Origin of the sequence: Paraburkholderia sp. C35, assembly GCF_003121405.1 — a bacterium.
GTDB lineage: Bacteria > Pseudomonadota > Gammaproteobacteria > Burkholderiales > Burkholderiaceae > Paraburkholderia.
Genome location: NZ_QBUY01000002.1, coordinates 162,061 through 180,478, shown reverse-complemented (window position 1 = coordinate 180,478; position 18,418 = coordinate 162,061). Strand labels below are relative to the sequence as shown.

At 58.5% G+C, this 18,418-nt stretch carries 14 protein-coding genes and 1 pseudogene; 5 read left to right on the top strand and 10 right to left on the bottom strand.

From position 1 onward, the window contains the following. Positions 1 to 208: 208 nt before the first annotated feature. The 4 genes from DK391_RS01975 to DK391_RS01960 form a co-directional block, all read right to left on the bottom strand. Entirely contained in the window at positions 209 to 3,094 is a 2,886-nt protein-coding gene (locus tag DK391_RS01975; RefSeq protein WP_109476296.1) for a winged helix-turn-helix domain-containing protein, read from the bottom strand. Positions 3,095 to 3,414: 320 nt separating this feature from the next. Beyond that, positions 3,415 to 3,693, bottom strand: coding sequence for a hypothetical protein (locus DK391_RS01970; RefSeq protein ID WP_109476295.1), 279 nt, complete (start codon positions 3,691 to 3,693; stop codon positions 3,415 to 3,417). Positions 3,694 to 3,716: 23 nt separating this feature from the next. Further along, positions 3,717 to 4,352: an SDR family oxidoreductase gene (locus DK391_RS01965; protein WP_109476294.1), complete on the bottom strand. Its 636-nt coding sequence runs from the start codon at positions 4,350 to 4,352 to the stop codon at positions 3,717 to 3,719. A gap of 36 nt (positions 4,353 to 4,388) precedes the next feature. Further along, positions 4,389 to 4,805: a heme-binding protein gene (locus DK391_RS01960; RefSeq protein ID WP_109476293.1), complete on the bottom strand. Its 417-nt coding sequence runs from the start codon at positions 4,803 to 4,805 to the stop codon at positions 4,389 to 4,391. A 289-nt stretch (positions 4,806 to 5,094) separates the two neighbouring features. Here DK391_RS01960 and DK391_RS01955 point away from each other — a divergent pair. Next, positions 5,095 to 7,707, top strand: a pseudogene (locus tag DK391_RS01955) (MMPL family transporter). A 33-nt stretch (positions 7,708 to 7,740) separates the two neighbouring features. Here DK391_RS01955 and DK391_RS01950 read toward each other — a convergent pair. Continuing rightward, positions 7,741 to 9,654, bottom strand: coding sequence for an ATP-binding protein (locus DK391_RS01950; RefSeq protein ID WP_109476292.1), 1,914 nt, complete (start codon positions 9,652 to 9,654; stop codon positions 7,741 to 7,743). A 152-nt stretch (positions 9,655 to 9,806) separates the two neighbouring features. Between DK391_RS01950 and DK391_RS45180 the strand changes: the two genes are divergently transcribed. The 3 genes from DK391_RS45180 to DK391_RS01935 all read left to right on the top strand — a co-directional run bounded on the left by DK391_RS45180 (position 9,807) and on the right by DK391_RS01935 (position 12,144). After that, complete coding sequence (locus DK391_RS45180) at positions 9,807 to 10,052, top strand: hypothetical protein (RefSeq protein ID WP_239482673.1); 246 nt, start codon at positions 9,807 to 9,809, stop codon at positions 10,050 to 10,052. 125 nt (positions 10,053 to 10,177) lie between these two features. Continuing rightward, positions 10,178 to 11,545, top strand: a complete 1,368-nt coding sequence (locus DK391_RS01940; RefSeq protein ID WP_343225227.1) for a catalase family peroxidase — start codon at positions 10,178 to 10,180, stop codon at positions 11,543 to 11,545. Further along, positions 11,542 to 12,144, top strand: coding sequence for a cytochrome b/b6 domain-containing protein (locus DK391_RS01935; protein ID WP_109476289.1), 603 nt, complete (start codon positions 11,542 to 11,544; stop codon positions 12,142 to 12,144). The genes DK391_RS01940 and DK391_RS01935 overlap by 4 nt, the downstream gene beginning before the upstream one ends. Positions 12,145 to 12,159: 15 nt before the next feature. Here the strand turns inward: DK391_RS01935 and DK391_RS01930 are convergent, their stop codons facing one another. Together DK391_RS01930 and DK391_RS01925 are read right to left on the bottom strand one after the other, a co-directional pair. Further along, complete coding sequence (locus tag DK391_RS01930) at positions 12,160 to 13,344, bottom strand: porin (RefSeq protein WP_109476288.1); 1,185 nt, start codon at positions 13,342 to 13,344, stop codon at positions 12,160 to 12,162. A gap of 22 nt (positions 13,345 to 13,366) precedes the next feature. Continuing rightward, entirely contained in the window at positions 13,367 to 14,596 is a 1,230-nt protein-coding gene (locus DK391_RS01925) for an MFS transporter (protein WP_109476287.1), read from the bottom strand. 270 nt (positions 14,597 to 14,866) lie between these two features. On the opposite strand from DK391_RS01925, the gene DK391_RS01920 reads away from it, so the two are divergent. Continuing rightward, a complete protein-coding gene (locus DK391_RS01920; protein ID WP_162600645.1) occupies positions 14,867 to 15,340 on the top strand; it encodes a hypothetical protein in 474 nt (157 codons plus the stop codon). Positions 15,341 to 15,750: 410 nt separating this feature from the next. Here DK391_RS01920 and DK391_RS01915 read toward each other — a convergent pair whose 3' ends face one another. The 3 genes from DK391_RS01915 to DK391_RS01905 all read right to left on the bottom strand — a co-directional run bounded on the left by DK391_RS01915 (position 15,751) and on the right by DK391_RS01905 (position 18,418). Further along, positions 15,751 to 16,545: an SDR family oxidoreductase gene (locus DK391_RS01915; RefSeq protein ID WP_109476285.1), complete on the bottom strand. Its 795-nt coding sequence runs from the start codon at positions 16,543 to 16,545 to the stop codon at positions 15,751 to 15,753. A gap of 148 nt (positions 16,546 to 16,693) precedes the next feature. Further along, entirely contained in the window at positions 16,694 to 17,905 is a 1,212-nt protein-coding gene (locus DK391_RS01910) for an MFS transporter (protein WP_109476284.1), read from the bottom strand. Positions 17,906 to 18,007: 102 nt separating this feature from the next. Then, entirely contained in the window at positions 18,008 to 18,418 is a 411-nt protein-coding gene (locus tag DK391_RS01905; RefSeq protein WP_109476283.1) for an SRPBCC family protein, read from the bottom strand.

The following is an 18,418-nucleotide window of genomic DNA, read 5'->3' as shown; positions in this document are numbered from 1 at the left end:
GCGGCACCCGTGCCGACTGCAAGCACATATCGACGATTCGATGGACGGTTTCCAGAAAGAGTAGTCACGATATCCCCTTGTTTTCCTCGTTAAAGTAGGGGACATGCTAGCGTGAACAACTCGTCGATTCTTTCTCCAACGCACGGGTTTTAGTCGGCGTATAGCGCTCTCTTATCACTAACGAATGAGCCTGCCGTTTTGAACCAACTTAGGCCTCGATCGTGTTGCCAAAACTATCGAGCAACACGCGCGCGGCTCGCAAATCAGGCGTATCGAAGCCTTCAGTGAACCTGTCATAGACAGACGCGAGTAATGCACGGGCACGATCCATTTGTCGAGCTTCGGCGAGACAACGTGCAAGACTCGTTGCCGCACGCAACTCCCACGATAATGCGTTCTGCTCACGCGCCATCTCCATTGCGCGGCGATAGTACGATTCGGACGGCTCCGGCTCTCCACGTACATCCATTGCCTGCACAATGTCGCCCTTGATCCGCAACAGTTCCGGCATGCACCAGCGCTCATCGTGCGCATCCGACCACACCAGCGCTTCATCGATTGCCGCACGGGCTTCTGCATGTCGGTCAAACGAAAGCAGCCCTTGAGCAAACATGCCCATGTACATCGGATAACGAATGATGAAATGCTCTCTTCTGTGCTGATCCAGCGCGTCGGACATGATCAGCAAACCGGATGGATCTTTACGCTGAATCAGCAGCGCACCTTGCAGACAGCGCGCCATCGGGTCGTAAATGACGAGGCCGCGCCGCGCCAGATGTGCCTGCAACACTTCGAGCGCTTCCTCGGCAGCGTGCAGATCGCCCAGATAGAACGCCAGCGGAACCGATGCAAGCACCAGCACATAGCCCAAGGTCAAACCATGACCAATGGCCTGCGCGTCTTCTCTTGCACTTTGTGCTGTTTTTAAAGCCTGTTCCGGAAATCCCTGAAGCCAAAGCACGTTGGTCAGAATCGTGCGCGCGGCGTTTCGCCAGTCGACATGGAAATGGGAAAGCTGCGAACGCTGACGGGCCGCCACGTCCCTCGCGAGCATGCGTTCGAGGCACTGCCTGGCCTCCACCTGCTTGCCGATACGATGCAGCGTATAAGCAGTCAGCCGGTCGCCATCGGAAATGGCGACGGCATTGCCAATTGAACTGGCCACCAGACGGAACTTCTGCAAAAACTCATCGATAACGGGCAGTTCTCCCGCATACACCAAACCGCAGCATGCGACGAACAGCGCGCGCAGATAGTACTCTTTGTCGCCGAGTGCTTCGGCAATATCGAGCGCGCTTTTCCAGGCGCTCTCGACGGTGGGCACCATGCCGCACGTATAGAGCGTCGATGCCGCCAGCGCCTCGTAGAGCTTCATGCGATCACGGTCTTGCGCGGGAGAACTGGCGTCGGTTCTGCTGAGCGCCTGCTCGACGCGATTCCTGCATTCCTCCAGCGACGACAGATGAAGCCACGCAGGAATGGCGGACACGGTCAACCTGACGGCAAGCGCAGCCTCTCCCTCTGCCGAGAAAGCCCAGTTCAATGCGATTCGCACATCGTCGATTGCACGAACGTGATTCTCCAGCCACGCGGCATCGGGCGGCTCGTTCCATTGATCCTCTGCCTGCGTGTACATGCCACAAAAATGCGCGGCATGGCGATGCGCCAGCAGAGCGGCTTCGTCCGCATCAGCAAGCTTGCGACGCGCGTAGTCGCGAGTCGTATCGAGCAGGCGATAGCGCGTGATCGCACCAACGGCTTCGGCAGAAACCATCGACTTCGCGACCAGCGTCTTCATCGCTTCGACCACGCCGGCTGTCTGCATTTCCTCGTCGGCCACGATCGCGACGACTGCATCGAGTACGAACACACCAGCGAATATGCCAAGACGGCGTAGCACGATACGCTCGACCTCCGTCAGCAACTGGTGGCTCCAGTCCAGCAACACCGACATCGTCCGGTGATGACTCCGTGTGCCACGGCGATCCGAATTCAGCGGACGCATCCGATCATCGAGCAGGCGTTGCAAGTCATGAACACCGCACGTACCAACGTGCGTCGCAACAAGTTCAATCGCGAGCGCAATGCCGCCCACACGTTGGCAGATGTCCGCTATCACGGGGGCGCTTTCGTCAGTAAGCTGAAAGTTTTTGCGGGTCGCGCTGGCTCGTTCGACGAACAGCTTGATGGCGGGATACTGCAGCGCCTGTTGCGCCGTCAGGTTGGCCGATTTCACCGCACTGTCGAGCGGCTGCAGTCGATACAGATGCTCGCCGGCGTTTTGCAAGGGCTTGCGATTGGTCGCCAGCACCTGCATGCGTGGGCTCATCGCAAGCAGGCGTTGCGCTGTCGCGGCGGCTCCTTTGCTGACATGGTCGCAGTTATCCAGTACGACCAGTTGCGGGCGATTCCTGAAGCGAAAGTAAGTCGCCAGTGCCGAAGTGATGTGGTGCTGCGCGGCGAGTCCGACTGCATTGGCCACCGCTTGAGGAACGACATCTGCATTGGAAAGCGTGGACAGATCGACGAACCAGACGTCGTGCCTTGCCGCTTCCACCATCGCGCGAGCCACATCCAGTGCAACGGTCGTCTTGCCGATGCCGCCGGGGCCTGTCACCGTCAATAGTCGAACCCGCGCCATCTGCTCCGTCAGCGCGCGCGTGGTGGCCGACCGCCCGATAGGACGCGCCAGTGCCGCGGGAATGTTATGCGCAACATGTACCGAATGCTCTGCCGACGTCTCCTCTATCGGAAGCGCCCTGCGTTCCAGCGGCGCCACGAACTGATAGCCCTTTTCGCCGATGGTGGCGATATAGCGCTGACCGTCCTCGCCTTCATCAAGCACCCTGCGTAGCGTCGCCATCTGCACTTTCAGGTTGGCCTCATCAACGGGCGTTTCGGGCCACGCGCGGCTCATCAGAGCCTGCCACGTCAGTGGCTCGCCCGCGTGTTCGACCAGCGCTATCAATATCTCGAAGGTGCGGCTGTCCAACGGCACGCGTACATCGCCGTTGAGCAGCAGATGCTGCGCCGGCACGAGGCGAAATGGACCAAACAGGAAAACCGCGTACGAGGTATCCGTCCGATGGGTCACGTCAATTTACCGAGGGGGTTCTCAATACGTTACAGAGTAAATCGCCGTAAATGTCGCGCCGATGGAGATTCAGCACATTCAGGATCGACTCGCGCCCGTTTCTTTTCGACCTGACTGGTCGCTTTCGTGGCGGGCACGCACTGCCTGTCTGCCCCCGAGGCGCGCGCATGGAAATGTTCTTGAGTAAAGACTAACAAACACACCGAAAAGAGTCGCGTTAATTGCAGATGCGCCCGGAGCGACGCGTCTGCACCGAAACATTAACGACGATTTACTTGACCGGTTCGACTGTGTCTGGCGTGCGCGGTATGCGCGGTGCACTATTCGGAGGCGAGCGACGCGACAGGCGCTTCATCGACGAGCCGCCGTCCTGCTGCGAAACCGTTCAGGATCGCTTCAGCAAGCGTTTCAAACCGTCGACCGTCGTTTTCGCTCAGGCAAAGCGGGGGAAAGATGGGGATGTTGGCGCCAGGACGAAAGACTTTCACCTCGCTGACGAAACCGATGTCGTCCAACACCGTGCCGAGAACGACAGGTTCGGTGCTCGCTTCGATGCAAACCTTGATGTAGTAACCTTTGTAGGGATAGGCGCGTTCCATGTCAGCTTCTCCAGCCTGGCGTTTCACGCATGCTGAAGCGCATCGCGTATCGGCTTTGCGCCACCCGCAAATCCGATTATCCGGTTTGTCAGTTTTGCCTTGAGCGCCTCGAGCACGACAAGGGCGACATCTTCCCGCGTCACGGGAGCGAGCGATCCTCCCGCATGTGAAACGATCTCGATCGTTCCCGCCGCTGGGTCCGATGTCAGTCTGCCGGGGCGCAAGATGAGGTAATCGATACCGCTTGCCACCACGTAATCATCGGATTCGCGTTTCATCTCCGAGTAATGGCGCAGTGCTTGCGGCGAATGCTCCGGGTCGTAAGCGAGCAACGCGCTGACCACCACGAACAGCCGCGCGCCATGCTGCTTTGCATAGTCCGCGGACTTCATCACCGCATCACGGTCGATCAGGCGTTCCTGCTCCGCGCCTTCCGTCTCCGCAGAACCGGCCGCGTAGATCACCGTGTCCGCGTTGCCGAACGCATGCGAAAAATCTGCCGCCAGGTCCGCCACCACCGTTTGAGCACCCAGCCGCTCAAATTCAGCATGTTTCGCCGCGTTGCGGATCATCGCGCGAAACGGCAGACCTGCATCGTGTAATTTTTCCGCGACCAGCCGGCCCGTGCGCCCCGTTGCTCCGATCAATAACGTACTCACGAATCTGACTCCCTGGCTTGGCTTGCGCGATGCCGATTACCATAGCGCTGCGATCGCGGCCTCGGCAACTTCTATGTCCTGTTCAACCGTCCCTGCGCTGGCACCCACAGCGCCGACGATCGTCCCCCCGTGGAAGACGGGAATGCCGCCGCCGAAGATCACCACGGTGCCGTCATTGCTCTGCTGAATACCGTATAGCGGCTTGCCTGACTGCGCGAGCGCTGCCAGATCGGAAGTCGGCTTGTCGAAAATCCTCGCGGTGATGGCTTTGTCGATGGCGAGATCGATACTGCCGATCAGCGCGCCATCCTGGCGCGCGAAAGCGATCAACCGCGCACCCGAATCGACCACGGCGATGTTGTAGGCGATTCCCAGACTGCGCGCCTTTGCTTCTGCCGCCGACAACATCAGCTTTGCATCCTCCAGCGTCAGGCTTTCACAGGATCGTGGCATCTCGTCCTCTACGTGCATGTGGATCGGGTTTGACTATCTGCGGAAAGACAGCCGTCGATGGGTAGGCCGGTAAAGATGCATCGAAGCAGCGCTGCCGCGCGCCGTTCACGACCGTTCCCGTAGCGCAAAGCTAATTCAATTCCCACGACGTTGCGGGCATCGCGTGCTTCTACGCAAGACGTCCGATCTGGCAACGGGTGTACCGATTGCCAAAGCAACCGCTCGACATCGCGTTTGGACTATCTCCGCTACACTGTGTCTTCCCTCACCTGCGTATCTGTGCACCGTCATGACGTCGGTCGTCAGCATCGTGTTGTGGTCCATGCGTCACCGGATTAGCGTGATGGCGCTTTCACTCGTCCTCTCGGTCCTGAGCGGCTATTACGTCGTCCATCACTTCAAGATCAACACGGATACCGACCGTCTGCTGACCGTCGATAAACGATGGCGCGCATTGTCGACTTCGATGGATCGTGCCTTTCCGCAACGAGGCGGATCCATTCTGGTGGTCGTCGAAGCAAACGCGCCTGAATTCGCCGATGCCGCCGCCACGGATCTTGCAGACGCGCTCAGAAAAGACACCCGCCAGTTCGTCTCCGTCACACTGCCGACGGGCGGATCGTTCTTCGAACACAACGGCCTGCTGTTTCTTCCCGTACACGACGTTCAATCGACGACTGCGCAACTGGTTCAGGCACGTCCGCTACTCAACGCGCTGGCTCACGATCCGAGCCTGACCGGTCTCGCCAATCTGCTCACCACCACGCTGTTGCTTCCGCTGCAACTGGGACAGGTCAAGCTGAGCGAGATGGCGCCGTTGCTCGAACGCAGCGCCAGCGTACTGGATCGCGTGGAGGCCGGGCATCCTGCTGTATTTTCATGGCGTGCAGTGGCGGATCCACATCTGAAGCTGCCCGCCCGCGCCTTCGTACTCGTGCAGCCGGTGCTGGATTACGCGTCACTCAGAGCGGGCGGCAGTGCGACGGAAGTGATACGCGCAACGGCGGCGTCGTTGAATCTGAGTGGCAAGTTCGACGCGCGCGTTCGGCTCACGGGCGAACAACCCCTCGCCGACGATGAATTCGCTTCGGTTCAGGATGGCGCCGCATTCAATGGCATCGTGACGTTTCTCGTCGTGCTGTGCATTCTCTGGGGTGCGCTCAGATCATTCAAGCTCGTGCTTGCCGTGTTCATTACGCTGATTGTCGGCCTGCTCGTGACGGCCGCAATCGGCCTGATGATGGTGGGCGCGTTTAATATGATCTCCGTCGCCTTCATGGTTCTCTTCGTTGGTCTGGGTGTCGATTTCGGCGTTCAGTTCACTGTCAGGTATCGGGAGCAGCGATTCAGGGATCCGCGCCTGCTGACGGCGCTGGTCAACACGGCACACACATTGGGTGCGCGCTTGCGCCTCGCTGCGATTGCCGTGGCCGTGAGTTTCTTTTCGTTCATCCCCACGGCTTATCGTGGCGGTTCGGAACTGGGCAAGATTGCGGGCGTCGGTATGGTTGTCGCGTAGCTGACGAGCGTCACGCTGCTGCCCGCGTTGATCCGAGTGTTCCGCCCACATGAAGAGAAGGTCTCGCCCGGCTTTCCGCAACTTGCGAAAGTGGACGATTTCCTCGACCGAAATCGCAAACCTATGTTGATCGTGGCAGCGTGCGTCATCATTGGTGCATTGCCGCTGTTGTTCCATTTGCGCTTCGATTTCAATCCGTTGCACCTGAAGGACCCGCATACGGAATCGATGGCGACGCTGCTCGCGCTGCGCGACTCTCCAGAAATGGGCGTCAACAATGTTCGCGTGATGGCGGATTCACTGAAAGACGCAGATTCGATCGCCGCCCGGCTCTCGAAACTTCCTGAAGTGGGCAGAACGGTCACGCTGACAACGTTCATTCCGACCGATCAACCCGAGAAACTCAAGCTGATCGCCAGTGCAGCTCAGGTCTTGCAGCCGATCCTCTCGCAATCGCCCTCTCCCGCTGTAAGCGATGCCATACGGGTAGACGCGCTGAAGCGCGCCGCCAGTCAACTTTCGTTAGCCGCCGACGATCATCCTGGACCCGGCGCCGCCGAAGCAAAACATCTTGCACAAACGCTGACCAAACTCGCCAACGCTCCGAGTGCCATGCGGGACGGCGCTGACTATGCGATGACTGCGCCTTTGAAAATCGCACTCCAGCAACTGGCGATGTTGCTGGCGCCCGCGGAAATTACCAGCACCAATTTGCCGCCCAGCATCGCAAAAGACTGGATCGCCGCCGATGGCAAGAGCATTGTCGAGATTTCGCCCAAAGTACTGCCGGGCACCGATCCAAACGACGACGCGATGCTGCGACGATTCGCCAAGGCCGTGCGAGTCGCCGAACCCAATGCAATTGGCGGCCCCATATCGATTCTGTACTCCGCCGATCTGGTCATCAAAGCCTTTCTTCAGGCAAGCGGATATGCATTGGTATCGATCGTTATCATTCTGTGGTTTGCACTGCGCCGGGTCGACGACATCCTTCGGACTATCGTTCCCTTACTGGTCTCCGCACTGCTGACGCTTGAGTTATCCGTTGCATTGGGACTCGAACTGAATTTCGCCAACATCATTGCGTTGCCGCTCATGCTAGGCGTTGGCGTCGCATTCAAGATCTATTACGTGATCGCATGGCGCGGCGGCGAAACGCGTCTGCTTGAATCCAGTCTGACCTATGCGGTGGTGTTCAGCGCAGGCACGACGGGCGCCGCATTCGGCAGCCTGTGGTTCTCGCATCATCCTGGGACATCGAGCCTCGGCGCCCTGCTGGCGTTATCGCTGATATCGACGTTGGTTGGTGCAGTGATCTTTCAGCCCGTGCTGATGGGACGGCCGCGCGTAACGCAGCTGAAATCGACAGCGCAAGCGGGCTGAAACCGTATCGCTCGAATCGTATCTGCGATGCACTCAAGCCGCTTTCAGCGTGAAGCTGAACGTGGAGCCGCCTTCAGTATTATTCACTGCCCATAAGCGCCCGCCATGCGCCTCGACAATCGACGCAGCAATGGCGAGACCCATTCCCATGCCGTCCGTCCGTGTAGTGAAGAAAGCATCGAACAGATGTGGTAAATGTTCTTCGCTAATACCAGGACCGTTGTCCCGCACTGAGAGAATCACGCGTGCAGACTCACCGGGTCTTGCTTCAAGAACCAGATGGTGTTTCGCCGATACCTGGGCCATCGCTTGTAGCGCATTCGTGGTGAGATTGACGAGCACCTGTTGCAACTGAATCCGGTCGCCAGCCACGGCAGAAGCATCACGTGCGATGTCCGTCAATACACTGCATCCGTGCATTTCGAGTTCCGGCCGTAGAAATGTCAGTACTTCCTGGAATAAACCTTTGACGTCGATCGATACGGGATCAGGCGGCGTGCCTTTCACCAATCGTCTGACTCTGCGCACAATATCCGCGGCACGGGTGGCGTCCTCCCGCATTCGCACGACAAGCCGTTCCACCTCGCCGACATTCAACGGCGCCCGTTGCAACCATCCCAGGCATACATCGCCATTGACCACCACGGCTGTCAGCGGCTGCCCGACTTCATGCGCGATCGAAGCGCTCAACTCGGCAAGCACGGTGATTCGACTCGTCCTCGCGAGATCGCTTTCCAGTCGACGCAACCTCATGTCGGCCTGTCGCGCCTCGGTGATGTCCATCACCGCTCCGACGAATTGCCGGCGCGCGTCATGCATCTCAACGGCATGACCAATGATCCGGAGATACTTGATACGACTTTCCGGGAAACGCAACCGGTACTCGACATCGAGACTGCTGTCGCCCGCTTCGATCCGCGCAACCATCGTGTCGAAGACAGGCAGATCGTCGGGATGAACGCGTTCGCGCATGATCCCGATGGTTGGCGCAACAGACATGTCCTGCTCGAAGATCCGGTACGCTTGCGCCGACCAGAAGACTTCGCCCGCTTCAATCGTCCAGCCGAGGCTGCCTGTGCGACTCAGTCGTTGAACCTCTTCGAGAAACTGCGCCTGGCTTTTCCTGATTGTTTCCTCGGCGCGCTTGCGGTCGGTGATGTCGTTGGCGGTCTCCAGTATCGTGCGCGGCTGTCCTTGATCGTCGCGCTGCAAGGTCCCTCGGCTGCTGACGACGACTTGCGTTCCGTCGCGTCTGGTATGAACCAGTTCGCCATTCCAGTGGCCATTCTCGAACAACGCCTGTTGCAGCCGGTCCCGCGCCATCGGGTAGACGATCTTCAGCAAGGTGTCGGCGGATTTACCGACTGCCTCGTCACGCCGCCATCCGTACAGATCTTCCGCAGACTGATTCCAGTAGCGGATGACGCCGTCGATGTCTCGCACGAACACGGCATCGTGCGTCTGATTCAGCAAGCGGGCCTGCTCCCGCTGAATCTGCTCGGCGCGCCTGATTTCCCTGACCAGCGATGTAACCGCAATCGAAGTAACGAGAAAGGTGAGAAGCGGCAGCAGATCTGCCGTCTTTGCAATTGCAAAGCTGAAGATAGGAGGCGTAAAGCAGACATTGAGCAAAAGCGCGCCCGCAACCGAGAAGATCGCCGAAGAGATGAAGCTATCCAGCAGGGACAGCAACACGATCGCTATCAGCATGCAGAAACCGGCCGTCGCGAGCTGTAGCTGAAGACGCAGGCATATCCATGCGATCAGCCCGACGATCGCACACCCGCCAATCCAGAGTGCGATCAGATAGAACCATCGACTCCTCGCTTCGGACGACCCAAGGGTTCCCACACTTATCTCCGGGACCACGCTCTTCGCAAGCACGGAACGATAATGCCACGAGTGCCTGAATAAAGAATACTGGGTCCCGTTTGCCGCCCAGTTCAAGTCTGTATCGGATCACTCACGCGAAGCGTGTTCACTCTTGTGATCCGCACGCTGTTCCATCTTCCCCGGGACGGCATAAGCCTAACGCTTCGAAACATCGCTGGAGTGTGCCTTCGCGCTTCCATTGAAGGTAACGTCCATAGCAGGTCTGCATGGGCGGAAAGCTCGACGGCAGGCGCTTCCAGCTTTCGTCGTTCAATTCGACCCATAGAATGGCGTCCAGAATCGCTCTTGGGTTTCGCTTGCGGCTGCCCGTCCCTGCCTTTGCTTCATCGGCGAAGATGGGCGCTACGCGCGCCCATTCCGCATCTGTCAGCGGTATTGCCAAGGACTTTCGCCTTCCTGTCATTGTCTCCCCGATTCAACCCGCACTGGCCTTAGTCGTTGCTCACGACTAGCGCTTTTCATTTCCCCCGTTTTTCGTTTTCAAACGACGCGCGGCCGAGTCAAAACGCATGCAAACGTTACTGCAAAGTATCCGCACAGGTTAGTTAATCCAGGTTAATCGTGGTGAATTGCCTGAATGCCCTGCGTAAGGGATCAGGTCCGTCCATCCTGCGTTACAGAGCCGTATTTGATGGTTGTCGGGGGAAGACAGATCGACAGACGGTTAGTTGCATACGCAGGTATTCGCGGCGTTCAGCGCATCCGATGCATGTGTGCTTGCGTTGTTCGTTTTCACTTTGCATGTTTATCGAATGCGCACTGCAAACGGCATCTTTCGAGTACTTCAATTAGCTTCATCGCAACAGGATCGCGCGCGGATCCACAGCGGACGGCGGTGCTTTCACACCGCTACCCATGTTTCAACCCGTCAGCGGGAACAGCCATGGATGACAGACCGGGTTCCAATCCATCCACCGCCAGGTCGATCGTCCTGATCGCAATCGTGATGATCGTGGCAGTCGCGGCCTTTATCTACACATCGGGATGGTTCTCGCGTGCACGGATAAGCCCCTCGCAACTCGTCGACAGTCTCGCGCCGCCTGGCGGCCCTGCTTTGGGCTTCCGGCGCAATCACGCGAAAGGCATCTGCTTCACCGGCACCTTCCAGTCCAACGGCAATGGCGCAGCGCTTTCAAGCGCACCGATGTTTGCCGCCGGCGCTTATCCCGTTACAGGCCGCTTCAACCTCGGCACGGCGGACGCCAAAGCGGCCGACGGCGCCGTCCCAGTACGCGGCATGGGATTGCGTGTCGTCACGCCGGATGGCAGCGAATGGCGTTCGGCAATGATCGACGCCCCGTTTTTTGCTGTCGCCACACCGGAAGCGTTTTACGCGCTCATGCAGGCACTTGCAAACAAGAGCGATCCAAATGCGATGAAACAGTTCATTGCGGCGCACCCTGAATTTCCCGCCTTCTATTCATGGCTCACTACGACACCCAAAACGGCCTCCTATGCTCAGGAGCGCTTCAACAGCCTGAATAGCTTCGTCTTTTCCAACGCGGCAGGACAGAACAGCGTCGTTCGATGGTCTTTCGTACCGGAAGCAACGCCGCAAACCTTGTCCGCCGATGAACTGAAACAGCGCGCACCTGATTTTCTCGACACTGACATCACGCAACGAGTCACTAACGCGCCGCAGCGATGGACAATGATCGTCACCGTGGCCAATCCCGGCGATCCCACTGCCGACCCGAGCAAGGCGTGGCCGGACGATCGTCGCAAGGTGACGGCGGGCACACTGGTGGTGAGTGCAATCGAGCCCGAGGCTGATGGACCGTGCAGAGATCTCAACTTCGATCCGACGGTTCTTCCGTCGGGCATGCATGTGTCGGATGATCCATTTCCCGCTGCGCGTTCAGCCGCGTATTCCGTGTCGTTCAACCGCAGAACGGCTGAAGACAAGTTCTATCCGCACACTGCCGCGCGAGGATCTGCACAATGAGCGCTTCCGATACCCGCTTTACGCCGCTACAACGCGCACTCCATTGGATCATGGCGATCTGCATTCTCGCGATGCTTTTTATAGGTGTCGGCATGGTGTCGAGTATCCGGCCCGACTATCTAACGCTGGTGTCCGTCCATAAGCCACTTGGCGTGGTGATTTTGCTGCTTGCGCTGGTACGTCTGGCCGTGCGGCTGGTGCGCGGTGCGCCGCCATTGCCGGAATCGATGCCGCAGCCGATGAAACTCGCCGCACATCTGTCGCATCTCGCCTTCTATGTGCTGATGATCGCGCTTCCTCTTCTTGGCTGGGGAATGTTGTCCGCCGCGGATTATCCCGTGGTCGTGGCCGGCATACAGTTACCGCACATCATGCCGCATAGCAATGCGCTTCATACCTTGCTCTGGAATGCCCACAGATTCCTCGCGCTCTGCTTCTTCGCGCTGATCGTGATTCATGCGGCTGCCGCGCTCTTTCATGCCTTGATCAGGCGAGACGGCGTGTTCGAATCGATGGCACCCTGGAACGCAGATCAACCGCCGCTTCCCATTGGCAAGCAGGCAGCCTTATCGCAGGAAAACAGCATCCGGCAAGGGTGAGCCGGCGTTTGCAACCTAGAACTTATGCATCAATCCGATCCGCAACACAAGTTGAGTGTTAGCGCCAACGCCTGAGTTTCCGATGAATGTGGAGTTGGCGCCTATCTCCGCCTGAACAGGCACTTCCTGCCCGTCGATCTCATTACTGCCCGCCGCTTTCTGATAGATCGCGAGTGCATAGATCTCCGTCGTTTTGCTGAACTTGTAATCGATGAAACTATTGATCTGATGCCACTTGCCGCTCCAAAGCCCCGACAGCGCTGAAAAGGTGTATCCCAGCCCGCTCGCAACGGCAGTCGAGAACGCGTACTTTCCGCCGATTTCGAAGTTGTTCAGCGTAGAGCTTTCTCCGTCTATTGCAACGATTTGCGTATGCGTCCAGTTGCCCCACACCGCGCCGATGTCCGCGACACAACGGCTGCCTAGTCCAAGCGTTTTGATGTTGCGAAGCGGACCCGTATCGACATTCGCGATGGTCTCCGAGAATGCCGGCGTCGCGCTCGCGGGGAACCGGATGTTCGTATAGGCAATGCCAAATCCAAACGACTTGTTATCGTAATTCGCGCCAACGCTATAAGTTCGGGACGAGCCCTCGCCACCCTGCGTACCCGCCGGACTCGACGCCGAACCGGCAAACGCACCAGTTTCGTTGGAGAAGCCGTACATGATGCCAAACCGGAAACCCGAAAAGTCTGCGCTGGTGAATCTCACTGCGTTGTTGATACGACTCGTTACCAGTTGATCGAGATCGTTGATGTGATACGCGTAGTTCCCCGCCGGACTTTCGTGGGCGATCGTGTAGTTGTGAATGAAGTCCCGCGAGAGGGTATATTGCCGACCAAACGTAACCGAGCCAATCGATTTTTCTTCCAGCCCGACCCAAGCCTCCCGCCCGAATAGCGCGCCGCCCTGCAAGCTCGCTCCGTTGCCGACGGCAAAGCCGCTCTCTAGCGTAAAGATTGCACGCAATCCGTCGCCAAGATCTTCGACACCACGAATACCCCAGCGGTTTCCCTGCGCGACACCATCGCCGAATTTCACCAGAGAACCATGCCCCGTCGGCGTCGCGACATGATTGGCATACGTCGCACCCGCGTCGATGAGACCGTAGAGCGTCACGCTGCTTTGCGCGTGCGCGGCAGTGCTCAACAGGTATAGCAAAGCGATCCCCAGGCTCCATCTCGTCGTATCACGTGGCATGGTCGGGCGGGTGACCGTTGGATCACGCGGCGACCGTCTGCTGCGCTTTCTGTGATGTGACGATAAAAATGACGAGGCCCGCCAGCGTGAGCGCAAAGCCGGCCCATACGGCCGAAAGCAATCCCCATCCGGCGGCAACAGTGAGCCCGCCTGCCGCTGCACCGATTGCGTTCCCGACATTCAGCGATGCAAGATTCATCGCGCCCATCAAGGTCGGCGCCTCCGGCGCAAATCGTGTGAGACGGACCTGAAGGGTGGGAATCGCCGCCATCATCGTCGCGCCGACGCCGAATAGCATCAGCATGAGCACCCACTCGTGCGCGCCGAAAATCGCGAGCAGCGCGAGCACGACGAGTGCGCAACCAAATCCAAGCATCAATCCCAGCGCATCGTGCATGTCTGCGAGGCGCCCTCCTGCCAGATTGCCGACAGTCATGCCGACACCGAAGAGCGCAAGCGCAACAGGAATCGTCGATGGTTTCAGTCCCGCGACGTCAGTGACGAACGGGCCGATAAACGTATAGACCGAGAAGATGCTCGCTACGCCAACTGCGGCAACGATCATCGTTGCCCACACGCGAGGTTTTCTCAACGCGCCCAACTCTTGCCGCAACGGTCCGCCATTGAGTGCGTCGCTGCGAGGGAGCCACGCCCACAGTGCAGCGAACGCGAGCGCTGCCAGGATGGCAACGGTCACATATGTTTCGCGCCAGCCTAGTTGCTGGCCAAGAAATGTCGCGAGTGGCGAACCGACGATCGTCGCGATCGTGAGTCCCAGCATCACCATCGCGAAGGCTTTCCCGGAGCTGCCCTCGCCCACGACGTACGATGCCACGACGGCTCCCGCTCCGAAGTACGCGCCTTGTGGCATGCCGCTGATAAAGCGCGCGACCGCGAACATGCCCAGATTGACAGCAGCCGCGGACAGCAGATTGCCAGCAATGAAGAGCGCGATCAGACACAGCAGCAAGGTTCGTCTGTTCAGGCGGCTTGCCAGCAACGTCACCAGCGGCGCGCCGATCACGACACCGAACGCATAAGCCGTGATGGCATTGGTCGCTTCGGAGATGCTGAGATCGAGACTCGACGCGAAGAGCTGGATAATGCCCATGCTCGCGAAGTCCGATGTCCCGATACAGAAGCTTCCAAGCGACAACGCGAATAACGTCAAACCGCGCCGTCTCGACTCCGACTCTTGCGTGCAGTGGACCTTGACCGTTTGACACTGCGCTTCATAGGCTTTCTCGTGCACGATAGCCTTCCACTTCTCGCTGAAGAATTTCCAATGTAGCGAACCTGAATCGATACGGCCGATTGCAGCGCTAACTCAACAAATGCGGTTGATCCAAACAATTCTTCTGTTTTCGCCTCCGTGCCAATTGCACGCGAAAACTCCGCGCCGATTCGAAAGGCAAGTTCGTTCATATCGGTAATCGATCATTCCGTCGGGAAAGATCACTGCTCACCGCATGCGCATACTGCGAAAACGCATTACCCGATGTGCGGGTCAAAGGTGAACGACATGCAATTGGAAGAACACGCCGGTCAATGGGCACACTGTCCCATTTCGTTTGAACAGTCTGAAGAAGATAAACACGCGTCAGCCGAACACCTGTTCCATCTCAACATCATGAGCCGCGTGATGATCTGCGTTGTATGGTCGTGGTCGTTAATCGAAACGTTCTGGGAACTCAGCTACGAAACAAACTCCCTTCATATAGGGATAATCGTGCTCGCCAAGCTGGTGCTTTCTGCGTTTGCGCTCGGCGCACTGTTTAGTTCGTCGGCTGCGCTGATTGCGCTGGCATTCAGCTGTGTGGTCAGTATCGTGGTGATTAGCGTGACGCTGCCCGATATGTTTTCGATCTCGCGATCATTCTTTTATTTATCGTTGATCGAGGTCGCTGCCAAAGTGACGCTGGTCGTCTCGATTGTCTGTCACTATGTAGCGGATCAATTCGAAGACAGTCAACCTCAGATATGGCCCGTCCGATAGCCGCTGTGTCACCACGTGGCGCAGCAGCCTCTCACTGACATGGCTTAGCTACGCTACAGAAGACAGATGTCCCGATAGTCGACTGTACGTCTGTAGATATTCTTATCGAGCCACCAGACGTAGGTGTATTCCACATACGCGTTGCTGCAGACAATGATCCAGTTGTGAAGTGTACGAGGCATGACGGTACTCCCATGGCAAAAGCGGCGTGCGCATGAGGTACGGGGAACATCCAGCAGCCTTGCACTCGCACTGTCTTTAGCATAGTGACCGTCGTGAGCGGCTTCTACTCTACCGTGGCATACGGGTGGATTCCGCCGACATAGCGGGGCTATACCACCGTATAGCCCGCAACTTCAGGATTACCCGCGATATGCATGTTGGACTGGCATGCGGGCAGTTCAGCAAGGCTAGGCGATCGAATCGACGATACCGCCGTCCACACGCAGCGCGGCGCCCGTCGTCGCAGACGCTTGCATCGAGCACGCGTACACCACCATGTTCGCCACTTCTTCCGTGCTCGCCGCGCGACGGATGATCGACGATGCACGCGTTGCGAGCACAAACTCATTTAGCTTCTGCTCCGGTGTCTTGCCTTCCTGCCTTGCGGCATCGGCGACCATGTCGAGTGCACCGTCCGACAAGGTTGGCCCCGGAAGGACCGAATTAACCGTCACGCCCGTGCCAGCAGCGAATTTCGCAATCCCGCGCGCGATGCTGAGTTGCGCCGTCTTCGAGAACCCATACGCGAGCATATCCGGCGGAATAGCGAGGCCCGATTCGGAAGACAGAAACACCACGCGGCCCCATTTGCGATCCATCATGCCCTGCAGATACGCGCGAGTCAGTCTCACGCCAGACATGACGTTGATCTGAAAGTAGCGTTCCCAATCTTCATCGGTCGAACTGAACAGATCGCCCGGACCGAACACGCCGAGATTGTTCACGAGAATATCGGTACTCGGCAAAGTCTTCACGAATTGATCGACGCCCGCGCGCGTTCCAAGATCACCCGCTATACCTTGAAGTTTGGCGTTCGGTACAGCTTCGCGAATTTTTCCAATCGCACGATCGACTGCCTCTTTGCTGCGTCCATTCACGATAGTGTCCGCACCCGTCGCCGCGAGACCCGTCGCGATAGCGAGACCAATGCCCGCACTCGATGCACTAACCAGTGCCGTTTTTCCAGAAAGATCGATATTCACAGTGTCGACTCCATTGAATTGAGGTGTAGTCGCGTCCGTCCAGCGGCCCGAAGAAAAGGGCCATTGATTCTATGTCGCAAGCCTTCTGTTTGTCAGAGTGCCCGTGGGAGCGATCCGCAGCTATTGCGATTGAACTCAATCATTGAACTCAGCGAGTGAAGCGCTGCACGCAAATGGCGAACATCAGCAGACCCGCTGCCGTCAGTGCGAAACCAGTCCATACAGGCGAAAAGAGACCAAAGCCCGCACCGATGGTGATTCCACCGGCCCATGCGCCAATCGCATTGGCCACATTCAGCGCAGCCATGTTCATCGCGCCCATCAAGGTAGGCGCTTCGGGCGACATGCGCGTCAAACGCACCTGTATCGTCGGAATGGCGATCAATGTGGTCATGCCGACGCCGAACAATGCGGGCAACAGGAGCCAGGCATGCCCACCGAACGCAGCGAGCGCCGCAAGAACGAATAGCGCCGAGCCGAAGCCGATGGCGAATCCACGCGCGGGGAACGCATCTGCGAGCCGTCCGCCGACCAGGTTGCCAGCCGTCATGCCAAGCCCGAATAGCGCAAGCGCGAGCGGCACCATGGACGGATGCAAGCTCGCGCCATCGGTGACGAACGGGCCAATGAACGTGTACACCGCGAAGACGCTCGACACAGCCAGCGCGGTCACGAACATCATCATCCAGACGTTGCGCTTGCGCAGCGCGCCCAGTTCCTGCGCAATCGGACCGCCGTTCAATGACGTGGAACGCGGTGTCCAGCGCCATAGCGCAACCAGCGCCAGCGCCGCGATGCCCGTAACGGCCAGATAGGTGTCACGCCATCCGAGGTGCTGGCCGAGAAACGTCGCGAGCGGCGAACCGACGATAGTTGCAACCGTCAGCCCCAGCATCACGAGAGAAAAAGCTTTGCCTGCCTGATCCTTGCCCGCGATGCTCGATGCCACCACAGCACCCGCACCAAAGTACGCACCCTGCGGCAAACCGGCGATAAAGCGCGCCACGCTGAGCAAGGCAAGATTAGGCGCAATCGCCGAAAGCAGGTTGCCGCCGACGAACAGCGCCATCAGCGCGATCAGCAGCGTTCTCCGGTTCATGCGCGCGGCAGCGAGTGTCACGAGTGGAGCACCGATCACGACGCCGAGCGCGTACGCGGTAATCGCGTGGCTCGCCATCGCAATGTCGACATTCAGTCCCTTCGCGAACAATTGAAGAATGCCCATGCTCGCGAATTCGGACGTGCCGATTGCAAAGCTGCCTAACGCGAGCGCGAGAAATGTCAGACGCTGGGAGCGAGCGACGCGCGCTGTTTCAGTCCGTGCAGCGGGCAATACGACTTCTGTGATTTCGGTTTCCATCAAATGAACTCGAGTGTGTGGCGTAAGCGTCGAGCGCGGGCGGCGCTACTCAAAGCGGCACCCGCGCCCGACATCCGACACCATGAATCAGGCGAGGCCCGATCAGGCAAACGACGCCGCCAGCGTCTTCAAGCCTTCACGGTAGATCCCAGCAAAGAGCGTCGAGGCATCTGCATCGCTCACGCCAACCGGCGTGAACTCGCCAAACCATTCGACCTGCGTCGCACCGTTTTCGACTTCCTGCACGCGCAGCGTGGCACGATAACCTGTAACAGGAAACGGCGCCTGCAAAATCGAATACGTGTAGCTGCGCGCGGCGTTGTCGAACGCTTCGAGCCGCTCGACGATGACGTCTCCGTCGAGATTCGACAGGCGACGCACGCGCCCGCCTTCGCTCAGTTCGCTGCCCGGTATGTACGGGAGCCAGTCCGGCAGCGAATTGAAGCCGCCGATCAGTTGCCAGACGGCATCGGGCGATGCCTGCATTCTCGTAGATGCGTAAGCGCGTGCCAT

Coding starts and splice junctions, on each gene's coding strand:
- DK391_RS01905 (WP_109476283.1), bottom strand. CDS start 18,418: ATGGCACGCGCTTACGCATCTACGAGAATGCAGGCATCGCCCGATGCC.
- DK391_RS01920 (WP_162600645.1), top strand. CDS start 14,867: ATGCAATTGGAAGAACACGCCGGTCAATGGGCACACTGTCCCATTTCG.
- DK391_RS01960 (WP_109476293.1), bottom strand. CDS start 4,805: ATGCCACGATCCTGTGAAAGCCTGACGCTGGAGGATGCAAAGCTGATG.
- DK391_RS01910 (WP_109476284.1), bottom strand. CDS start 17,905: ATGGAAACCGAAATCACAGAAGTCGTATTGCCCGCTGCACGGACTGAA.
- DK391_RS01970 (WP_109476295.1), bottom strand. CDS start 3,693: ATGGAACGCGCCTATCCCTACAAAGGTTACTACATCAAGGTTTGCATC.
- DK391_RS01935 (WP_109476289.1), top strand. CDS start 11,542: ATGAGCGCTTCCGATACCCGCTTTACGCCGCTACAACGCGCACTCCAT.
- DK391_RS01940 (WP_343225227.1), top strand. CDS start 10,178: ATGCCCTGCGTAAGGGATCAGGTCCGTCCATCCTGCGTTACAGAGCCG.
- DK391_RS45180 (WP_239482673.1), top strand. CDS start 9,807: ATGGGCGGAAAGCTCGACGGCAGGCGCTTCCAGCTTTCGTCGTTCAAT.
- DK391_RS01930 (WP_109476288.1), bottom strand. CDS start 13,344: ATGCCACGTGATACGACGAGATGGAGCCTGGGGATCGCTTTGCTATAC.